General features: G+C 36.7%; 16 protein-coding genes and 1 pseudogene. 6 read left to right on the top strand and 11 right to left on the bottom strand.

Going from position 1 to position 21,231, the window contains the following annotated elements; genetic code table 11:
• Window positions 1–20: 20 nt before the first annotated feature.
• Window positions 21–1,034: a TIGR00341 family protein gene (locus C1A05_RS09020; RefSeq protein ID WP_102027897.1), complete on the bottom strand. Its 1,014-nt coding sequence runs from the start codon at window positions 1,032–1,034 to the stop codon at window positions 21–23.
• A 213-nt stretch (window positions 1,035–1,247) separates the two neighbouring features.
• Complete coding sequence (locus C1A05_RS09015) at window positions 1,248–2,084, bottom strand: aldo/keto reductase (RefSeq protein ID WP_102027896.1); 837 nt, start codon at window positions 2,082–2,084, stop codon at window positions 1,248–1,250.
• A 116-nt stretch (window positions 2,085–2,200) separates the two neighbouring features.
• On the opposite strand from C1A05_RS09015, the gene C1A05_RS09010 reads away from it, so the two are divergent.
• Window positions 2,201–6,070 carry a LysM peptidoglycan-binding domain-containing protein gene (locus tag C1A05_RS09010; RefSeq protein WP_102027895.1) on the top strand — a complete coding sequence of 1,290 codons (3,870 nt, stop codon included), beginning with the start codon at window positions 2,201–2,203 and terminating at the stop codon, window positions 6,068–6,070.
• Between the two features lie 94 nt (window positions 6,071–6,164).
• Here the strand turns inward: C1A05_RS09010 and C1A05_RS09005 are convergent, their stop codons facing one another.
• Together C1A05_RS09005 and C1A05_RS09000 are read right to left on the bottom strand one after the other, a co-directional pair.
• Complete coding sequence (locus C1A05_RS09005; RefSeq protein ID WP_102027894.1) at window positions 6,165–6,521, bottom strand: hypothetical protein; 357 nt, start codon at window positions 6,519–6,521, stop codon at window positions 6,165–6,167.
• An 11-nt stretch (window positions 6,522–6,532) separates the two neighbouring features.
• Window positions 6,533–7,606 carry an undecaprenyldiphospho-muramoylpentapeptide beta-N-acetylglucosaminyltransferase gene (locus C1A05_RS09000; protein ID WP_102027893.1) on the bottom strand — a complete coding sequence of 358 codons (1,074 nt, stop codon included), beginning with the start codon at window positions 7,604–7,606 and terminating at the stop codon, window positions 6,533–6,535.
• A gap of 158 nt (window positions 7,607–7,764) precedes the next feature.
• Between C1A05_RS09000 and C1A05_RS08995 the strand changes: the two genes are divergently transcribed.
• The 3 genes from C1A05_RS08995 (at window position 7,765) to C1A05_RS08985 (ending at window position 10,983) form a co-directional block, all read left to right on the top strand.
• Window positions 7,765–9,129 (top strand): MATE family efflux transporter, encoded by a 1,365-nt coding sequence (locus tag C1A05_RS08995; protein ID WP_102027892.1) that lies wholly within the window; start codon window positions 7,765–7,767, stop codon window positions 9,127–9,129.
• A 161-nt stretch (window positions 9,130–9,290) separates the two neighbouring features.
• Window positions 9,291–9,635: a P-II family nitrogen regulator gene (locus C1A05_RS08990; RefSeq protein WP_102027891.1), complete on the top strand. Its 345-nt coding sequence runs from the start codon at window positions 9,291–9,293 to the stop codon at window positions 9,633–9,635.
• Between the two features lie 85 nt (window positions 9,636–9,720).
• On the top strand, window positions 9,721–10,983 hold the full coding sequence (locus tag C1A05_RS08985) for an ammonium transporter (protein WP_102028168.1): 1,263 nt from the start codon (window positions 9,721–9,723) through the stop codon (window positions 10,981–10,983).
• Between the two features lie 60 nt (window positions 10,984–11,043).
• Here the strand turns inward: C1A05_RS08985 and asnB are convergent, their stop codons facing one another.
• The 3 genes from asnB to safA form a co-directional block, all read right to left on the bottom strand.
• Entirely contained in the window at window positions 11,044–12,891 is a 1,848-nt protein-coding gene (gene asnB / locus C1A05_RS08980) for an asparagine synthase (glutamine-hydrolyzing) (RefSeq protein WP_102028167.1), read from the bottom strand.
• Between the two features lie 281 nt (window positions 12,892–13,172).
• Window positions 13,173–14,357 (bottom strand): NupC/NupG family nucleoside CNT transporter, encoded by a 1,185-nt coding sequence (locus tag C1A05_RS08975; RefSeq protein ID WP_102027890.1) that lies wholly within the window; start codon window positions 14,355–14,357, stop codon window positions 13,173–13,175.
• A gap of 113 nt (window positions 14,358–14,470) precedes the next feature.
• Window positions 14,471–15,088: a SafA/ExsA family spore coat assembly protein gene (gene safA, locus C1A05_RS08970; protein WP_102027889.1), complete on the bottom strand. Its 618-nt coding sequence runs from the start codon at window positions 15,086–15,088 to the stop codon at window positions 14,471–14,473.
• A gap of 173 nt (window positions 15,089–15,261) precedes the next feature.
• On the opposite strand from safA, the gene C1A05_RS08965 reads away from it, so the two are divergent.
• Window positions 15,262–17,052 carry a M3 family oligoendopeptidase gene (locus C1A05_RS08965; protein WP_102027888.1) on the top strand — a complete coding sequence of 597 codons (1,791 nt, stop codon included), beginning with the start codon at window positions 15,262–15,264 and terminating at the stop codon, window positions 17,050–17,052.
• Between the two features lie 58 nt (window positions 17,053–17,110).
• Here C1A05_RS08965 and C1A05_RS08960 read toward each other — a convergent pair whose 3' ends face one another.
• The 4 genes and pseudogenes from C1A05_RS08960 to C1A05_RS08945 form a co-directional block, all read right to left on the bottom strand.
• A complete protein-coding gene (locus C1A05_RS08960) occupies window positions 17,111–17,527 on the bottom strand; it encodes a DUF6376 family protein (RefSeq protein WP_102027887.1) in 417 nt (138 codons plus the stop codon).
• A gap of 235 nt (window positions 17,528–17,762) precedes the next feature.
• Window positions 17,763–18,746, bottom strand: a complete 984-nt coding sequence (locus C1A05_RS08955; protein ID WP_102027886.1) for a tRNA dihydrouridine synthase — start codon at window positions 18,744–18,746, stop codon at window positions 17,763–17,765.
• 278 nt (window positions 18,747–19,024) lie between these two features.
• Window positions 19,025–19,177: pseudogene (locus tag C1A05_RS18305) on the bottom strand (sporulation protein YhbH); the annotation flags it as partial.
• A gap of 124 nt (window positions 19,178–19,301) precedes the next feature.
• Window positions 19,302–20,351, bottom strand: coding sequence for a C39 family peptidase (locus C1A05_RS08945; RefSeq protein ID WP_102027885.1), 1,050 nt, complete (start codon window positions 20,349–20,351; stop codon window positions 19,302–19,304).
• A gap of 224 nt (window positions 20,352–20,575) precedes the next feature.
• Between C1A05_RS08945 and C1A05_RS08940 the strand changes: the two genes are divergently transcribed.
• Window positions 20,576–20,971: a hypothetical protein gene (locus tag C1A05_RS08940; RefSeq protein WP_102027884.1), complete on the top strand. Its 396-nt coding sequence runs from the start codon at window positions 20,576–20,578 to the stop codon at window positions 20,969–20,971.
• Window positions 20,972–21,231 lie beyond the last annotated feature (260 nt).

Below are 21,231 nucleotides of genomic sequence, written 5' to 3'. Positions count from 1 at the left end.
AATTAGGCAAATAATCTAAATCATTCCATTTTTACTCCCTGACCAATAAGAATAACAATAATCAAGATAGCCACAATAGTTCCAACAAATACAAACGATAATGTCCTGGAGGCATGTGCCTTTTGTACCTCTTTGAACCGAATCGGTCTTATTCCACTTAAAGAAAATATAGTAATGGCAGATAGTAAAATGCAAGTGATATTCACGATTACTAACATTGTTGCTCCATATGCATCAGACCATAATGACTGTCCAAGAGATAAACCTACGGAAACTAAAGGAGGAAGCAAGGCAACCGCAACCATAACACCAACTAGACTACCTGAAAGTCGATTTAAAATAGAAAGCGCTCCTGCTGCACCAGAAGCTAGTGCTAAAGCAAAATCTGAAATCGTTACTTCTGTTCGAGCAATAAATTGATCCGTATTGGTACCCATTTGAAAAAAATAACTAAAAGCAACAGAAATCAATACCGCAATTGCCACTCCATAAAGTAACGTACCAGTTGATTTGGCTATTTTTTTATAGTCGCCAAGAATAGCAGAAAATGCGATGGATATGACTGGACCAATTAGGGGTGCAATAACCATCGCTCCGATCACCACCGCTTCACTATCCTTGATAAATCCAACGGTTGCTACAATAGCCGATAAAATTATTAACAATGTGTAATTCATTGTAATGTAACTATTTTTCTCAATATTTTCTACCAGCTCTTGTCTACTTATCCGTAATAACCTCGATTGACCCTTATCATCCTTTTCCGTATTTTTTCTCGATTCGATGGTCTCCTTAGAAATAAAACTATGAACTGGTACAAGAATTGTTTTGAAATGATTCGAAACATGTGCTATTTTTTCTAAATAGTTTAGAACATCTTCCACATCTTGATTTTCAACAATCATTCGAATTAGCTTCACTTGGTCTGATGCTTTTGAAACCCAATAGGACCTATGCGGAAAGCTTTTTAATGATTGATCAATAGTATTGAAATGTTCTACAGGGACATGGGTTTCGATTAATTGCATTTTCATTTTCCCTACATCCTTCACGGTAATATTGTACTTTCTATTACTATATTCCCCGGGAAATTTCGGCAAAATACGATTTTAACTAACAATTGCACACAGAAACAACCTATTTTCTAACATTCCCCATTCTTATAAAGAAAAAAAGAAACCAAACGTTAACAAATAATGGTGGTTCATTTGCTACAACGTTTGGTTTTCTCTTCATTTAAATTTTGTTTACAAATACGGCGAATAGTCAAATTCGTCGGGATGTTTACCTGTTCTTTTGTTTTGATTTAAGGCGTCAATCCGATTCATATCTTCATCGGTTAGCGTAAAATCAAAAATGTTGGCATTTTCTTCTTGGCGTTTTATCTTCGTTGACTTCGGAATTGTAACAACTCCATGCTGGTAATCCCATCGCAAAATAACTTGTGCCGTTGTTTTGTTATATTTCGTTGCAATTTCAGTTAGTGCTGGATCATCCAGATAATTCCCTCTTGCCAAAGGACCCCACGCCTCTAACTGAATATCGTTTTGTTTACAGAATTGTAGTAAATCCTCTTGAAACAATTGAGGATGAAATTCCACTTGATTCACCATTGGCTTTATTTTCGCATCATTCATTAAATCTTCCAAATGGTGAATTTGAAAGTTACTAACTCCAATAGCACGAACCTTCCCTTGCTCATATAAATCTTCTAGTGCTCGGTATGTATCTTTATACTTACCAGGTACTGGCCAATGCACTAAATATAGATCCACATAATCCAGCTTTAGTTTTTCTAAACTTTCGTTAAAAGCTTTTATTGTGTTGTCGTAGCCTTGTTGACTATTCCATACTTTTGTTGTTATAAACAGGTCTTCTCGTTTTATTCCACTTTCAGATAGTGCTTTTCCAACCCCTTCTTCATTCTCATAAAAAGAGGCTGTATCAATACTACGATACCCTAGATTTAATGCAGTTTTTACCGTTTGTTCAACTTCAAATCCTTTTTCAACCTTATAAACACCCAGACCTAGCCAAGGTAATTTCACACCATTGTGTAATGTCGTCGTACTAGTTAAACTCATTAAACCTACTCCTTCCGAACGTTTAAGATTAAGCAAGTATACTATATCATACTTTCATACATTATTTTTTATGGAATGCTCAAAATAAAGGGAGACTTCAACTATGAGGTGATTCCATGACCATCCTTTACGATAAAGTAAACCAACTTCAAGATAATGTTACTATCACTGTTTACTTAGATCCTTATACAACAGAATTCGCTAATGAAAGAGAAGGTATCAAGAATCATAAACCATTAAAGCAAGAGCTTCGTCATTACATTCGAAGCAAATACCCACAATTAAAGAAATTTACGGTAAAAGTGATGATTGGATCAATTTTAGTTGGAAGTTACGTTTCATCCGATTTGAACGTTTCAGCGCAAGCGATTGATACCAACCCATCTACTTACACAATTCAAAGCGGAGATACTTTATATAGCTTAGCAAGGGAATATAAAACAACGGTAGACGACATTAAAGCGATGAACGATATGGATAGTACTATTTTATCAATTGGAAAGGAAATTGTCTTACCTAACTTTTATTATACGGTCACCTCAGGAGATACGCTTTATTCTATCGCTCGTAAATATGATACAACAGTTCAAGAAATAAAGTCCTTAAATAATTTATCCAATGATCGTTTAAGCATTGGTCAACAGATTCTTGTTCCTAATAAGCTAGTAACGGAAACGGAAACTACAGATGCTACTTCCCCTACAGAAGAGGATGTAGAAGTGGCGGCAGAAGAAATGATTGTACCAACGATAAACTATGAGGATTATATTGTAGTACCTGGGGATTACTTATCCAAAATAGCAAATCAATTTCATACTACGGTTCAAAAACTGAAAGAACTAAACAAATTAACTTCAGATGTCATTTATGTCGGACAAAAAATAACCATACCTGTAACAACTGACACAACGAATCATACACCAAATACTGAACCAATTGTTGAACCTGTTGAAACCCCTAATCCAGTTATAGAAGAAGATACTGGGGACATGTCCATTGTAGAAAGTGAACAAACTGGGGTTACAGCGCATGTCGTTACATCAGGAGAAACGCTATATAGTATTAGTAGACAATATAATGTATCAGTCGATGAATTAAAAACGTTGAACAACTTATCTAGCAACACCATTTATTTAGGTCAACAAATCAACATACCTATAACAACTCCTATCAAAGAAGCAGATCCAGCATCGGAAGCAGTAGTTGAAGAACCTACAGAATCCATTGCCTACGATCTAGTTGATTATACTGTTGTAAAGGGAGATACATTAAATGGCATAGCAAAAAAATTCAAAACGACAACAAATGCAATAAAAGAAGAGAATCAGCTTCAAACAGATACTATTTTTATTAACCAAAAACTAACGATACCTGTCTTGCCAGGTACAGATTATACTGCACCAGACGCACCTGTTATGACTACCAATTCCTATTTATCGATTGCGAATGATTCGACGCTTACTATCCAGGGTACAACGGAACCAGAAGCAACGTTAACGATTACCATTTCGGATGGGACAACCAACCAACAATTGACCGAAAAAGCCAATCAAGATGGTCACTATTCGATTTCCTATGATGCCAGCTCCTTTCAGGATGGCGAAATAGAAATACGGGTCTCTGCAACGGATACTAGCGGAAACAAAAGTATTGAGACGATTAAAAGCATCATGAAGGATACAGCAATACCACCCACACCTACTTTAGCAGGCCTTAATACGGTAACAAGTTTAAATGAGGACCAATATACGATATCAGGAATTGCCGAAAGACAATCAGATGTCCATGTGACGGTACGGGATGAAAATGGTAACACCGTAACACAAAATGGAAGTACAAATGAGGAAGGAACATTTACGTTTACGTTAAACTTAGGTGACCTAACTGGCTCAATGTATACCACCGAAGTTTATCAAGTAAGCAGTGTCGGGAACAAAAGTGATGTTTACACAGAGCGAGTGGCTGTAGATACAATCGGTCCTTCTGAAATCGCTCTAGACTTTAGTAATTCCATATCAAGTGAAAATGCCCATGAATATAGGATTTCTGGCCGAACAGAGGCTAATAGCAACATTCATATTATTATTTCTGGTGCTACAAATTCCGTTTTAGCAGACATAAAAGCCGATGAAAATGGACATTTTACAACTCAGCTTGATTTATCTCAACTGAATGATGGTAACTTAAGCGTTAGTGTTATGACTGAGGATCCTTTAGGAAATAAAGGGGTAGTTGAAGAAAAAACGATTGTAAAGGACACTGTTGCACCAGAATGGTTAACGGCCACTTTTGAAAATAACGGAATGATAGCTCAAGCAAATGCGGATGCTTTTCATATTAACGGAACAAGTAGTGACCAAAACGCAACGATTCATATAGAAGTGACCGATGGGGAGCAAAGCGTTACTTCTAATGCACTAGTCGTGGATGGAACATATTCAATTCCTATTGATGTATCGGACCTAAAGGATGGACAACTAACGGTTTTCCTTTCCCAAAAAGATGAAGCAGGAAACGTTAGTAACGTACAACAATATTATGTCCAAAAGGATACGCTATCCGAATATCCGATTGTAGAAAAAAGTCAAATCGCGAATCAAAATGGAAGCTATCTTTTTACCTTTACTGGTCAGGGTGAACCAAATTCCATAATAGAAGTAGTTGCTAGCGGAAATACTTCTTTAGAAGAAATAGTCGGTCGTACAACTGTGGATGATGACGGATCTTTTCAATTAACAATGGACTTGACCGCTATTAAAAACGATAAACCGTTTATTATGGCGAAACAAACGGATGAGTATGGTAATGAAAGCAAAAATGTGATAACCGGTATAACATCCTATGTAGTAGGCTCAGGTGATTCCTTATGGAAAATTGCCACACAATTTAACACATCTATTAGTGAGATCCAAGCATTAAATAATATGGACTCTTCCACGCTTATGATTGGACAAGAATTAAAATTACCTGCCATTGCTGGGGTGAACTTATCCGTTATGCCTGAAAGCGAAGTGTTCAATATGGGCTATTTATATTTTGGTGATTCCGCAACCTTTACACAATCTGTATTAAATACACAAGGTACAATGAACGTTGTTTCCCCTACTTATTTCGATTTAAACACAGATGGAACGTTAAAGTTAACGAGTCAATTTGACCGTTCCTTTATCGCCAATATGCAAAGTAATGGCATACGTGTTGTACCATTTTTAAGTAACCATTGGAATAGAGCAATTGGTGAGGCTGCACTAGATAATCGCGAGCAGCTTGCCAGAGAAATTGCCGATACGATTATGAAATATAACCTAGATGGGATAAACGTAGATATTGAAAATGTTACCCATGAATATCGTGATGAGTATTCCGATTTTGTTCGTATACTAAGAGAATTGCTACCAGCAGATAAGGAAGTATCCGTTGCAGTTGCAGCAAATCCAACTGGTCAACAGTACGGTTGGCATGGCTCTTATGACTATACAGACTTAGCTCCAAACTCGGATTATTTAATGATTATGGCCTATGATGAAAGCTACCCCGGGGGACCCCCTGGACCAATTGCAAGCATTGGTTTTGTAGAGGATTCTATCCAGTACGCATTAGCACAAGGCGTACCAAAAGAAAAAATCGTAGTCGGAATCGGTCATTACGGTCGTTACTGGAAGGAAGGTTCCTCTTATGGAGGAAATGGTATTTCAAACCAACAAATTCAGCAAGCAATTGACATGTATGGTGGTATCGTCACTTTTGATGAAGCAAGTCAATCTCCAAAAGCCACCTTTACAATTGATGAGGGAGACCCCGTAATGTTTGTATATGGTGAACAACTAACTCCAGGAAGCTATACAGTTTGGTTTGAAAATGAGCAGTCAATTAAAGCTAAGATGGACCTTGTTGAGAAATACGGGGTTAAAGGTACTGGTAACTGGGGTGTAGAACAAGAAAATCCAGCGTTTTGGAATACATTTGAAACTTGGGTTACAGAATAAGTTACGATATGAGACTAGAACAATATGAGCCGGAAACGAAACATAAGCTTCGTTTTCCGGCTTATAAATTCCTTTTTAAGGACACCATTGCGCTTTAAGTTAATGGCTTTTTATTCGGATCGTATTTAGGCAGCTTCCTCTCAATGAATAAAAAGGAATAGATTCTTAATACAACTGGGTATAGGGCGACCACCCCAATAAAATCTCCTATATGAAGAAAAAAGTCAGTAAAGAACATCCATCCAGCTACTGCTAACATCAGTAACACAGTAATATTCCCAGTTATTCCATTAACCGGAATCCATAAAGCTTTTTGAGAATCTGTTTGTTCTTCTAGTTGTTGAAAGCATTTATAATGAAATGGCTTGACTCGGAATCTTCTGGAAGCCGTAATAAGTTCATCACGATCTCTTATTGTTTTTTTACAGTAATGGCAATCCTCTTTAGACATTTTTTACTCCTCTATTTCTTTTTCGGATTTTTCAACATTTTTACTACTTCATCTTTCGTTTCTTCACTTTTATATGTTCTCATTTTTGTTTTAATGTCCATATGATTCGCCCATATTTCCGATAACTCTTTCATAAAGCTAGCTTTTGAGAGATTTTCCTCCTCTAAAACATGCGCAAAACCTTGTTTTTGAAAGGAGTTTGCGTTTAATATTTGATCCCCTCTACTTGCTTGTTTGGATAAAGGAATCAAGAGCATCGGCTTTTGTAAAGCTAGAAATTCATAGATTGAATTCGACCCTGCACGAGATACAACCATATCTGTTGCTGCAAGTAAATCCTTCAGCTCATCCTGCACATACTCGAATTGTACATAGCCAAATTTTTCTATGCTCTCATCTACATTCCCTTTACCAGTAATATGGATAATTTGAAAATCTTTTAGTGTATGTTCAAGGGTATCTCGTACAATATCATTTAATTTCTTTGAGCCAGAGCTACCTCCCATTACCATAATCACAGGTTTACTACTAGTAAAATTACATTTATTTAAACCAGCAGTTTTGTTCCCCTGGAAAAGTTCCTCGCGTATGATTGCTCCAACCCACATCGCTTTTTTCTCCGGTAAGAACTTCATAGTTTCAGGAAAAGTTGCTAACACCCTTTTTGCAAATGGGAAGGATAATTTATTCGCGAGTCCAGGTGTATAATCGGATTCATGAATAAAAGCAGGAATTCCACGAAGCTTTGCCGCGGTCACGACAGGAACGGAAACAAATCCACCTTTCGAAAAAATTACTTTTGGTTTTAATTTGCCTAAAATACGCATCGCCTGAAACGTTCCTTTTACCACACGAAATGGATCCTTGAAGTTTTCTTTATCAAAGTAACGACGTAATTTTCCGACGGAGATACAATGATACGTTACCCCTGCTAACGGTTCAATCAAGTCCCTTTCAATCCCTTTATGAGAACCTATATAGTGCACATCCCAGCCGTCTTTTAAAAATTCCGGGATAAGTGCTAAGTTTACTACAACGTGGCCAGCTGTTCCGCCACCAGTAAATACAATTGTCTCTTTCTTCAAGCTCATTCGCTCCTTTAAAACCTATATCTGTATATTTAATTTAATTTTTTATATTGTTGATAGTATAATAATGAACATCTACATATCATACGACATAATGAAGTAAATTTATGACTTATCTTATCGTAAAAGAAAATGAGCAGAAAAGGAAGTATTTTATGTACACAACAAAGAATTTAACGGAAAAATGGAAGTTATTTTTAGTTATTTTATTCCCAATATTAGTAACACAAGTCGGTTTATATTCCATGAATTTCTTTGATACCGTTATGTCGGGGAGAGCAGGAGCAAATGATTTAGCTGGCGTTGCAATTGGATCAAGTTTATGGACACCTGTTTTTACTGGATTGAACGGCATCTTATTAGCTCTCTCTCCTATTGTCGCCCAGTTAATGGGGGCTGGTGAACGAGATAAGGTCGGCAAAACGGTGTTGCAAGGTATTTATTTAGCGATCGCTTTAGCTATCGGTGTATTTATTCTCGGTTTTATTCTACTAGATCCTATATTAAATAGCATGGATCTGGACAGCGAGGTACGACATATCGCGAAATATTATTTAGTAGCAATTAGTGCTGGAATAGTACCTTTATTTGTTTTTAATATTATTCGTTGCTTTATTGATGCTCTAGGACAAACGAGAGTCTCTATGTTTATAATTTTACTAACATTACCTATTAACATTGTCTTTAACTATTTATTCATATTTGGAAAGTTCGGTTTCCCAGAATTAGGTGGGATTGGGGCAGGTGTTGCTTCTGCGATCACCTACTTTATGTGTACATTAATTGGAATGATTGTTTTACTTAAAATCCATCCCTTCTCAACGTTTTCTATCTTTAAATGGGTTAAGCCTTCTATGGCCGCATGGTGGGAACAATTAAGAATCGGAATTCCAATTGGTTTTGCTATCTTTTTTGAGACGAGTATTTTTGCAGCAGTTACACTATTTATGAGCTCCTATGATACAACCACTATTGCCGCCCATCAGGCTGCGATGAATTTCCAATCTATGCTTTACATGGTTCCATTAAGCATATCGATGGCTCTTACAATATGTATCGGCTTTGAGGTTGGGGGACATCGTTATAAGGATGCAAAGCAATATAGCTGGATAGGTATTAGTGCCGCTGTTCTTTTAGCATTAGGCGGCGGAGCAATCATGTATATATTCGACTATCAGATTGCGAGTCTTTATTCAAACAATCCAGAAGTAATTCAAGCAACTACTCATTTTTTAGTTTATGCGATCTTCTTCCAATTGTCGGATGCTTTCGGTGCACCAATACAAGGCTCACTACGTGGTTACAAGGATGTAAACATTACTTCTATTATGGCGTTTATTTCCTATTGGATAGTCGGCCTACCATTTGGATATTACATGGCCAACTATACCGATTTCGGGCCATATGGATATTGGATTGGCTTAATAGGCGGTTTGGCAGCAGGAGCTATTACCCTACTGTTCCGTTTACGTTATTTACAAAAGAAAACAGTTACGCATGCAAAACCTTCCACTTTATAATGTGGAAGGTTTTTTTATTACTTCACATACCACAAAATGAAAACGATTACAACGAAAAGTTGTATTTATTAACAAAAATTTTCTTGCAATTCAAACTCCAATGACATATCATATTACAAAAGATGTTATATTTCCTAACATTAAAATGGAGGTGTGATGAGATGAAAAAGATTGAGGCAATAATTCGTCCAGAAAAGTTTCCTTTATTACGAAAAAAACTAGGTGACACCGGAATAAATGGTCTAACAGTCACAGAAGCTGCTGGATGCGGTTTACAAGAGGGGCAAACTGGGGTATTTCGTGGGAATAAATACGAAATAAACTTATTCCCGAAAATTAAAGTAGAAATGGTCGTTACAGACGACAAGGTCGATCCAATCATTACAGTTATTCAAGCAGTTTGTAGTAATGGAAATGTTGGAGATGGAAAGATTTTTATTATCCCGGTGGAGAATGCGATTCGAATTCGTACAGGAGAAAGTGGATTAGAGGCTATTTCATCTTAGCTTTTCTTATCACTTGGTACATTTTTTAAAAGAGATTAAAAAGGAGAGGATTCAATTGGAGGCAAATATTAATTTAGTTTGGGTCATGCTTGGAACTGTTTTGGTATTTTTCATGCATGCTGGATTTACCATGGTGGAAACCGGATTTACTCGTTCAAAAAACTCCCTAAACATCATTATGAAAAACTTCTTAACCATCTCACTAGGAGCAATTATCTACTTTATCGTCGGTTATGGCATCATGTTTGGTACTTCAGCAGGTGGATTTATTGGAACAGACGGATTTTTCCTATCTGGTGTAGAAGATATCGGCTTCTTTATTTTCCAAGCAATGTTTGCTGCTACATGTGCAACGATCATTTCTGGTGCGGTAGCAGAGCGGGTAAAAATCCATAGTTACCTGCTTTTAACAATTGTTATGACTGCACTCATTTATCCAATTGTTGGTCATTGGGTATGGGGTGGCGGCTGGTTATCGGAATTAGGTTTCGTCGATTTCGCGGGCTCTACCGTTGTTCACTTAACGGGAGCAGTTGGTGCAGTTGCTGCTGTACTGTTGCTTGGTCCACGTATTGGGAAGTACTCAAATAACGGAAAATCAAATGTTATTCCTGCAAGTAATGTCCCTCTTGGAGCATTAGGTGTGTTCTTCCTTTGGTTTGGTTGGTTCGGATTCAATGGGGGCAGTGCCTTAGCTGCAGATACGACAGTCGTACCACACGTTATTTCTACGACAATGTTATCCGCTTCTGCTGCTATTGTTATTTCTGCCCTTTACTCTCAATTACGCTATAAAAAAATGGATGCATCCTTAACATTAAACGGCGCTCTTGGTGGATTAGTAGGTATTACAGCTGGAACTGCAGACGTTTCACTAATGGGCTCCATTATTATAGGTTTGGTGTCCGGTATTGTATTAGTGGAAGGGGTCACGTTTATCGATCATAAAATGAAACTTGATGACCCAGTTGGAGCAATCGCCGTTCATGGATTATGCGGCATTTGGGGTACACTAGCGGTTGGACTGTTCGCAACAAATGGCGGTTTATTTTATGGCGGTGGTGCAGAGCTTCTAGGAATTCAAGCAATTGGTGTATTAGCTGCAACCATTTGGACATTACTCGCTGTATTTATTGTGTTTGGATTGATTAAAGTAGTTACCGGTGTAAGAGTTTCCGAGGAAGAAGAAATTGCTGGCTTGGATTTTGCAGAACATGGGTCACAAGCTTATGAATTAAAAGATATTATGATCAATACGCCTCAAAACCAACCAAAAGTGGCTTCCTCAGGGTCTACGTTAATTGAAAGATTGAACAGTCTACCCAATATGGAAGCCGGTCCAAAATAGCCTTATCTATCTTAAATAAAGAAAAATGCCAGCGTATGTTGCTACGCTGGCATTTTTCTATTATAAGCTAACCTTTACACTATATTGCTCTAACCAATAATTGATTTGGCATAAATGCGCAATAAGCTGTGGCCCTTTCATTAATTGCCCATACCAAGGATCTTGAAACTCCTTCCCCTCGGAATCTACTATACGTCTGACCTTTTCTCGGTCAAAAAATTCAAATAGTGGCGCATTCGGATCATCGAGAATGTCATACATCCAATTGGAGACTTGTTTCGTATACTCTGGTTGGAATGTTTTTGGATATGGATTCTTCTTGCGATACAAGATTTCATCAGGTAATATCCCTTCTAAGGCTTTTCTTAAAATGCCTTTCTCTCTTCCCTCTAAATTTTTCATCTCCCACGGGATATTCCAAACATATTCTACTAATCTATGGTCTGCAAAAGGGACCCGTACCTCCAAACTAGCCCCCATACTCATCCGGTCTTTCCGATCTAACAATTGAGCCATAAACCAGTGCATATTTAAATAGAAAAGCTCTCTACGACGCGCATCCTCACTGTTTTCCCCATCTAGCTTAGGCGTTTCCTTAATAGTTTCTTTATATCTCTTATAAACATAATCCTTCAAGCGTAATTTCTCGGCCCACGTATCATGTAGTAAATCAATCCGGGATTCAAGCGACGTCATCCATGGGAATCCAGCATCTGCTTGTTCATTAGGTTGATGAAACCACGGATAACCACCAAATATTTCATCAGCACATTCCCCTGACAAGCTAACGGTTGTATGTTCTTTTATTTTTTGACAAAACCAAAGCAAGGAGGAATCAATATCTGCCATACCTGGCTGGTCCCTTAAAAGTACCGCTTCTTTTAAGTAATCTGCTAATTCCTCACCACTAATTCGTTCATCATGATGTTTTGTATCAAAAGCTTTGACCATTTTCTCAATAAATGGACGATCTTGAGAAGGCTGAAAACTGCTTTTTTCAAAGTATTGATCATTTCCTTGATAATCAATGGAAAAGGTAGAAAGCTTTCCCTTCCCTGTCTCTTTATAATAATTAGCTGCAATTGCAGTAATTGCACTTGAATCTACCCCACCTGATAAAAAGGTAGATAAAGGGACATCCGACACCAGCTGTCTTGTTACCGCATCTACAAACAATGCCCTTACCTTTTCTACCGTTTCTTCTAGCGTGTCTGTATGCACTTTGCTTTGCACATTCCAATAACGCCATACCTTTAAGCCATCCTTCGAAAACATTAGAGCGTGCCCTGCACGAAGCTCTTTGAAGCCTTTAAAGATGCCATGCCCTGGTGTTCGGGATGGACCGAGACCAAAAATTTCTGCTAGACCATCTCGATCGACTTCTGCCTCTACACGATCATTCGCCAAGATGGCCTTTAGCTCCGAACCAAACAATAGGCGCCCGCTTTGTTCTAAGTAAAAAAGAGGTTTTACACCAAGTCGGTCTCTTGCCACAAATAATTTTTCACAATTATGATCCCATATTCCAAATGCAAAAATGCCATTTAAATGTTCCACACAATCTTCTTTCCACTCCATATAAGCAGTAAGTAAAACTTCTGTGTCGGATGTTGTTCGGAAGGAATATCCTCTATTAAGTAGCTCCCTTCTTAACTCATCCGTATTATATAACTCACCGTTATACACCATAGTATATTCGTTATCGATATGCCTTTTCGACATTGGTTGTTTTCCACCCTCAAGGTCAATAACAGATAACCTTTTATGACCAAAAGCTACATGATCTTTTATCCAATATCCCGTTGCATCTGGTCCACGTTTTGCTAATGTACTCGTCATGTTCTCTAAATTTTCTCGTTCCTTTTCTAAATGGACATTCCAATCCACCATACCTGTAATACCACACAATGGCATTCATCCTCTCTTTGGAATAACTTTGGATCTATTGGTTGAGAAATGCTATTTTACAAACATTTATGTGGTATTTTATGCGAAATTATCGAAAACTTGCCTAGAGGACAGCTTCATAATTACTTTAAAGCGCATACATTTTTATTATCGGAGTTTATCTCTATAACTAACTAATTTAGGGGCGTATTGGAGAAAGCATAAGACTGTCAATATACGGTGTGTGACAAGAAATAATAAAAGCCGAAAACGAAAAATACGCTCTCGTTTTCGGCTTGTCATTAAATAAAGATACCTGCAATAGTTGCAGAAAGAATGGAGCCTAGTGTGGCACCAATTAATAATTTCAGACCAAATTTTGATACTTCCCTTCCTTTTTCGCTATTAATCGCTTGTACTGTTCCTGCAATAATACCGATGGAAGAAAAGTTTGCAAAGCTTGTTAAAAATACAGATACAATCGCTACCGTTTTTTCCGAGATGTTCGGGATCATATCTTGGAATTGCGTCATCGCAACAAACTCATTCGTTACGATTTTGGTACCCATAATACTTCCTGCATCGATTACTTCACTTGGAGATATTCCCATTAATATACCAAGTGGAGCAATAATATATCCTAGTATTTGCTGTAACGTTAGGTCAGCGAATGCAAATTGGATAAACCAGTTTACCATTTCCAATAACGCAATAAATGCAACTAAATTTGCCGCAACAATCAACGCAATTTTTCCACCATCTAACGCTCCGTTTCCCATCGCCTCAAAAATACTTTTGGAATCGGATACTTCTTTTATATCTACCTTATCTTCCTCATCCTTAACTTTAACAGGTGCTATAATGGAAGCAATTATGAGCGTGGAGAACATGTTTAATGGTAGGGCAACCAACACATACTCTTCTGGAATCATCTGCATGTATGCACCAACAATTGAAGCTGATACCGACCCCATAGCAGAAGCACAAACAATATATAATCGATTTCGATTTAAGTGATGAAACTGGGTTTTAATCGCAATAAGTGCCTCAGATTGTCCAAAAAAGATACTGTTTACCGCATTAAACGATTCTACACGAGGTAATCCAGTTATTTTTGCTAAAGCACCACCAAGATATTTAATTAAGAGTGGCAATACTCTTAAATACGTTAGAACAGACAACAAGGTTGAGAAAAAGATGATTAATAACAACACATTAAAGAAAAAGACATTTCCATTGCTATCAATACCACCTAGAATGAAGCTTACACCAGCATTTCCAAACTCAATTAACTTATTAAATCCAGCTGAAATGCCTTTAACAATACTTATCCCTGCAGAGGTATTGAATAAAAACCACGTTACAATAAACTGAAGAACAAGCATGATTACAATACCAATGTAATTTATCTCTTTTTTATTATTTGACAATACATAGCCAATAAATAAAACAATTAAAATAGCTATTAGACCTAATAATATATCCATTTCATTTCCCCTTTCTAAGCTTCACTTTCCTATTGTTTGTAATCCTTGTTGTTTCATGCACCTTTTAAAAAGGAAAAGCCCTTGTTTTTTAAACAAGGGCTAAACTGTAAGTTTTAAGGTTTAATAAACATTTGGGTCCAATAATGTCCATAACTTCCACCTTGCGCATACCCTACTCCAATCCGTGTAACATTTGGATCTAATATATTTTTGCGATGTCCTGGGCTGTTCATCCATGCTTGTACAACTTCCTCTGGTGTTCGTTGCCCTGCTGCAATATTTTCTGCTGCACGAGTATAAGTTATACCAAAGTTTTGGATCATTGTAAATGGTGAACCATACGTTGGTGAAGTATGGGAAAAATATCCTTTATCCCGCATATCCACTGATTTATACCGAGCAACCCGAGCCAATTGCCAATCAAACGTTAATGCTGGCAGTCCATTTTGTGCACGATAGTTGTTCGTAATCCTTGCTACTTCTTCTTCTACTGACTGTGTTCCTTGTCCTAATGGAACATAAACTTTGTCACCTGGATAGATCAAGTTCGGATTTTTAAATTGAGGATTCGAACTGATAATTTCCGATAATCCTACTTGATACTTTACTGAAATTTTCCAAAGTGTGTCACCGGGCTTTACTGTGTATGTATCGGTTTGAGCAGAAACATCAACCTTCACGAATGACAAGCTGAGGACTAGGATTGTTAATACCAACAGTATTTTTTTCACTGTATTCACTCCTTTCTTAAATCAAAATTAGTATGTACCAAATGTTGTAAATTATGTGTTTGAGTTTAAAGGAAAATCAATTTCAAGTTGCAGCATATCTCCATCTTCAGTTGGAGGTGCAAAAACCAAGTATCCCCTATACTTAATATAAGAATAAAAGAGGGGGAATCCTAGTGTTAAAAGTAAAAGAAACATGGGACTTACATACGCTATACGAAGGTATTGGGGAGTCCGAAAAATTACAAGCTCGCCTACACAATACAAAGAAGCAGACTACGCTTATAAGTGAGCACATCAAGTCTATGGATATAGAAAATACCGATGTAGATCAGCTTGTCAACATAATGAATGATATTCAAACCGTTATGAGCGAAGCCTTTGAGGTAAATGAATTTCTGATTTGCGCTACAGCTGCCAATGTAAAAGATACAAAAGCCCAGAAGCTGTATGATGAGAGTGAAGAATTAAACGCAAAAATAGAGGCATTATTAGTCGACTTTGATCAATTACTAACTAAAGTTCCTAAAGAAGCTATGAAAGAATTGAACAACCATGAGGATGTAAAAACGTATTTATTCTACTTAGAAGAGCGAAAAGAAAAAGTGGGAAGCAGATTACCGCTTGAAATGGAAAAATTAATTGCGAGTCTTTCTGTAAACGGTATTAAAGCTTGGGAGAACCATTATGATTTAATGATTGATGAACTTCGAATTCCATTTGAAAAGGACGGAAAACTAGAAGAATTGTCCGTTGCACAGGCTAGTGCCTTGTTCTCAGATGACCGAGCGCAAAACAAAAAGCTAGCAAAAGCATTTCGGAATGTTTGTGCAGAAAACGCAGACACCTTTGCATCCGTCTTGAATCGGATAGCTGGTTTCCGACTCGATGTTTATAAGCAACGAGGCTGGAGCAATCAATTACACGAAATGTTGGAACAAAATCGGATTCAAGAAAAATCCTTACAGGCGATGATGGCAGCAATTCACGGAAACAGATCGATGGTGCAACAATTTTTAGCGAGGAAAGCACAACTTTTGAACACACCGAAATTAGGCTGGTACGACTTATTAACCCCTACCTTCAAGTCTGACCGAAAAATTAAGTATGAGGAAGCGGTTGAGATTGTAACGAGCCAGTTTGGCCGCTTTCATGAAAAAGTGGGAAGCTTTGCAAAACATGCCTTTCAACAACAATGGATTGATGCAGAAAATCGCCCAAACAAAGCTCCAGGTGGCTTTTGTGCGTATATGCCACTAGCAAAGGAAAGCCGAATCTTTCTAACCTTTGGCGGCAATTATCAAGACGTAGTTACCATAGCACATGAGCTTGGGCACGCTTACCATAATGACGTAATGAAGGATGAGGCCTTTTTTGCCCAACAAAAAGGAACGAGTGTTGCTGAGACTGCTTCTACCTTTATGGAGAATATGGTATTAGATGCAGCAATTGCACACGCAAAAGACGATCAAGAAAAACTTAGCTTACTGGAATCTAAAATTACATATGGAATTCTTTATTTAAGTCTAGTACCTTTTATGTTTGAATTTGAACAACAGTTTTACAACAAACGCAAAGAAGGAATGCTATCTGCAGAGGAGCTTTCCGAATTAATGGATCAGCATTTTCATGATTTATTTGGGGATATCATTGAAGAGAAAGATACGTATCGTTGGATAACCCAAGGACACTTTTATAACGCGGAGAAGGCTTTTTACAATATCCCGTATACGATTGGATATATGTTTAGCAATGGTGTTTATGCATTGGCTAAGGAACAAGGAGAAGGATTCCTAGAACAATATGATGACCTTTTACGTAATACAGGTAGAATGACAGTAGAGCAGCTAGCAGAACGGTATTTAAATGAGGATATTTCCAATATAGACTTCTGGGAAGCATCTGTTCAACCTGTGAAAGCGGCAATTGATGAATATTTAAGATTAACAGAAAAGCGATTGCATTAAAAACAAATAGAGTCTGATTCGTAATGGAGTCAGACTCTATTTCACTTACTGCAATGCATTACAATCCTAAATTTTCAATCGTATTCATCAGGTTCGATACATTATGGATCGTTTGAAAAAGATCCGAATTTGCAATTCGATCCACTACTATTTCTCCATTTTCAACAGCATTATTCAGAGTATTTAATATATCCTCCCCGTAGACAACAAGCTGCTGGTGAACATCATTTGCAATTTGCGGAGGATCAATTGTAATAAAATTAGTAATTTCTGATTTAACATCCGCTATATAGGTATTTACTTGTTCCAGATTCGTTTCTTGTATTAATGTAGGGACATTCTTACCAAATTCGCTTAATGTCTGGATATATTGTGTAGCTTCATCCACATAATTTACCGATTCATTTACTTCATTAAACATAGAACAGCCTGATAAAAGCAATATAGAAATAATTAAAAGCAGTGTCCTTTTCATGTCTAATCCTCTCCTTAGAAACTTTTATCGATGCTAGAACTATTATTGTCTTATTACAAGAAATACATATTTGTACTTAAAAGATTCTAATGGGTCTTATTAAATAGTGATGATGTTTATGTTGTTACTTCTTTTACGATTCAGAGTGAAAAAAGGTTTCATACTTGGGATCAATAACAAAAACACTCCTAAACATTTTTTATCCATGTTTAGAAGTGTTAAAGTCTCAATCTATTCATTTCAAAAGCATCGTATCGACATTGGCTTCAAATTGATCGAGTAATTCACGAACTTCATCGGTTGAATCTGTGGTCATCAATTCATTTCTTAATTCACTCGCCCCTCTAAATCCACGAACATAGATCTTAAAAAAGCGACGAAGCGGTCTGAATGGAAGAGCTTCATATTCCTTTGAATATTTGTCATGGAGTTCCAGCTGCAATCTTAAAAGATCGAGCAATTCCTTACTACTATGCTCTTTCGGTTCTTTTTCAAAGGCAAATGGATTTTTAAAAATACCACGCCCAATCATAACCCCATCCACACCGTATTGATTTACAAGTTCCAAACCAGTTTGACGATCTGGAATATCACCATTGATTGTTAACAGTGTATCTGGTGCCACCTCATCCCGAAGCTTCTTTATTTCCGGGATTAATTCCCAGTGAGCATCCACGTTACTCATCTCTTTTTTTGTGCGAAGATGAATCGAAAGGTTAACGATGTCTTGTTTCAGAATGTGTGTAAGCCATTCCCGCCATTCCTCTACTTCGGTGTATCCAAGTCTCGTCTTTACACTTACAGGTAATCCTCCCGCTTTTGCTGCTTGGATAATCTCAGCAGCAACTTCTGGACGACGGATAAGACCGCAACCCTTCCCTTTTGGTGCAACATTAGGTGCAGGACAACCCATATTAATATCCACACCCTTAAAGCCTAGCTTCGCAACACCAATACTCATTTCCCGAAAATATTCAGGCTTATCTCCCCATATATGGGCAACAATTGGTTGTTCATCTTCTGTATACGTCAAACGCCCACGAACACTCATTTTTCCTTCAGGGTGACAAAAGCTCTCTGTATTCGTAAACTCTGTAAAAAACACATCAGGTCTAGCTGCCGCACTTACTACGTGGCGGAAAACCACATTTGTGACATCCTCCATTGGTGCTAATATAAAAAACGGCCGTGGTAACTCATGCCAAAAATTTTCAGTCATACTCTAGTTCCAATCCTCTCATTAACAGGCATCGGGAAAATCCCTGATGTAGCGCCCAAAATAAAAAGCAAAGAAATCTTTGCTCCCTTTATACTTATACCATGCTTAGGCACTTTTTATCAAACGTTAGTTTTTGAGAATGTAACCGAATGCTGTGCAGTACATTTTCACTTATCCCATGAGTTTATGCTAGAAATCCAGTAAGGAAGAAAGTTAAATAACCTATGCCTTTCGCACAACTAAAAAGCCAGTAATGTATACTGGCTTTTAATAAGATATTACGCTTCCACTGCCGCTTTCCTAAAAAACTCCTTCATCGCAAAAAATACATCTGCTTTTTTATTCAACACATAATATTTAAATTTCGGATTTTCAATTTTTCGATAGGCGGACATTAGGGTGGAGTGTCTGTTGTATTGATTCACTTCACCATCATGTACACAATTGAAATTATATCTAATTCAGCTTATTGAACATTTTTTTCTCTCTAGTTAGAGCTATTTTGAATGTTTTTAACAATGCTTGGCATGTATGAACAAAATAATAATCAACGGATTAATAAACTCTTACATTAATTACATAATGAAAATATGAATTCCATCTAAGCCATACGTCTCTTGATGTACTGCCCCATGTATCATGGACAATAGCATTCATATAACCAATATCTTCATACCCCACACCAGTCACTGCGTGAGTGTCATATGTTGGGTGATTAAGGGTAGTAACCCAATTTGGTCTACCATTACTAATCTCGGATTTATAAGTTGAAAAACTTGGATCTCTATGCATTGTTACTGAACTAGTATATCCTTTACTAGATATATATTGTCTAATACCATAAGCCATATCAGACACTGCTGTTCCCCCAGTTGACCAATTAGTGCCCATATATTCCGCTAAAGTTCTTATTAATGCATTAATAGACGTTGAAGTGCTTACTAAGTTTGATTTACCATTATTATCCCACCATTTAATAATATTTGCACCACTTGTTGGAGAACAACCTATATACCATTGGAAATCGGGTACACCAGATATGAGTTTATACTGACTTGAAGAAGTTGCATAGATAGAGTTGTTAGATATATCATTGTTAGTTTCTGCAAATTTCGCTATATTTTCTGATGATAAAGGACCTTTTGATTTTAATTTTACTTTATCTATATTTTTTGACATTCTAATATCAAAGATTTTAGAATCCGAAAAATTTTTCTTTGAAAAATACATTAGTGGACCTACGTAAATTAGCTTACCATTAACATTTTCATATGGATGTCCTCCTTCTCTAGCGGACTCAATTAAACCAGGGAGCATTTTATTTGCACTAAAAATTACATATCCCTTTTTATTGTCATCGACTTGAACTGGAAATAAATATGCAGTTATATTTCCTTCAAAATCATATAATGTTAATCCTTTTCCAAGATTAGCACCTTTCCAATCTTCCCAAAATTCATCACTTACTTTTTGAATATACTCGTATGCTTCTACCTCTACCTCCTTCATTTCAATTAAATTATCATTTGTTTTTGCAAAAATATTTAAGTTAAAACTAGAAGTTAGAATAATAACACTTAATAAACTCACTAAAGATCGTCTCACCAATAAAAACACCTCACTTATATTATTTTATAAATAAAATATTCTTCATTAATTATTTAAACCCTTTATTTTTAACATAAATTGTTAATTTTGATACTATTTAACTATTTTTTTAATGATATATATTTTTATTAGGTTTTTATGATAATATATTTTCAATTAAGTAAACTTCATAAAAAGACTATTCCTAATAATTTGAAAAAAATGTATGGGGAGGACAAGTAATGAAAATTTGTATACTTAAATTTTTAATAATATGTTGTGCTTTACTTGCGATTGTTGGGTGCCAATCTGGTGATTCATTGAAATCAGCTACTTTTAAAGAATTATACCCTTCAAATCTTTCAGATGTAACAAGGATTGAAATTAGGCATGGGAGTGGAGAACTTAAGGTTATTACTGAAAAATCCGTTATAAACGAATGGTTAGAAGGTATAAGTGAAATAGCTTTCATTCCAGAAAAAAATCAGGAGGATAGGGTTGGGTATTTGTATTCTATACAAATATACGAGGAAAATAAACCTACATTTAGATTTAACACGATAAGAATAAGTAACTTTTATTATGAGCAAAACGATGATATGCTTCAAGCCATGAAGTCATTATTCGAAGAGAATTAATTCTAGATCTGTAGTCTTTGAGAATTTTTACAACTTGTGAGAAGTAATAACTTCCTCTATTTTAATAAAATGTTTTGTCCATTACATTTTCTCCCTTCTTAATAAATTTAAAAGCCAGTAAGTATACTGGCTTTCAGCTTGTAGAGAAAGTAGGTGTTTTTTCTCTACAAGCTTTTTTGTTGTATGGAGGAAATTAAAATTAAACCGGTATTTGGGGTGGAAAATAGACTCCCACACACCTAGCCAAGCTTGGCTAGGTG

Origin of the sequence: Salirhabdus sp. Marseille-P4669 (assembly GCF_900240405.1) — a bacterium.
Lineage (GTDB): Bacteria > Bacillota > Bacilli > Bacillales > Alkalibacillaceae > OEQK01.
The sequence above is the reverse complement of the archived record's forward strand: the minus strand, read 5'-3'. Positions and strand labels throughout refer to the sequence as shown.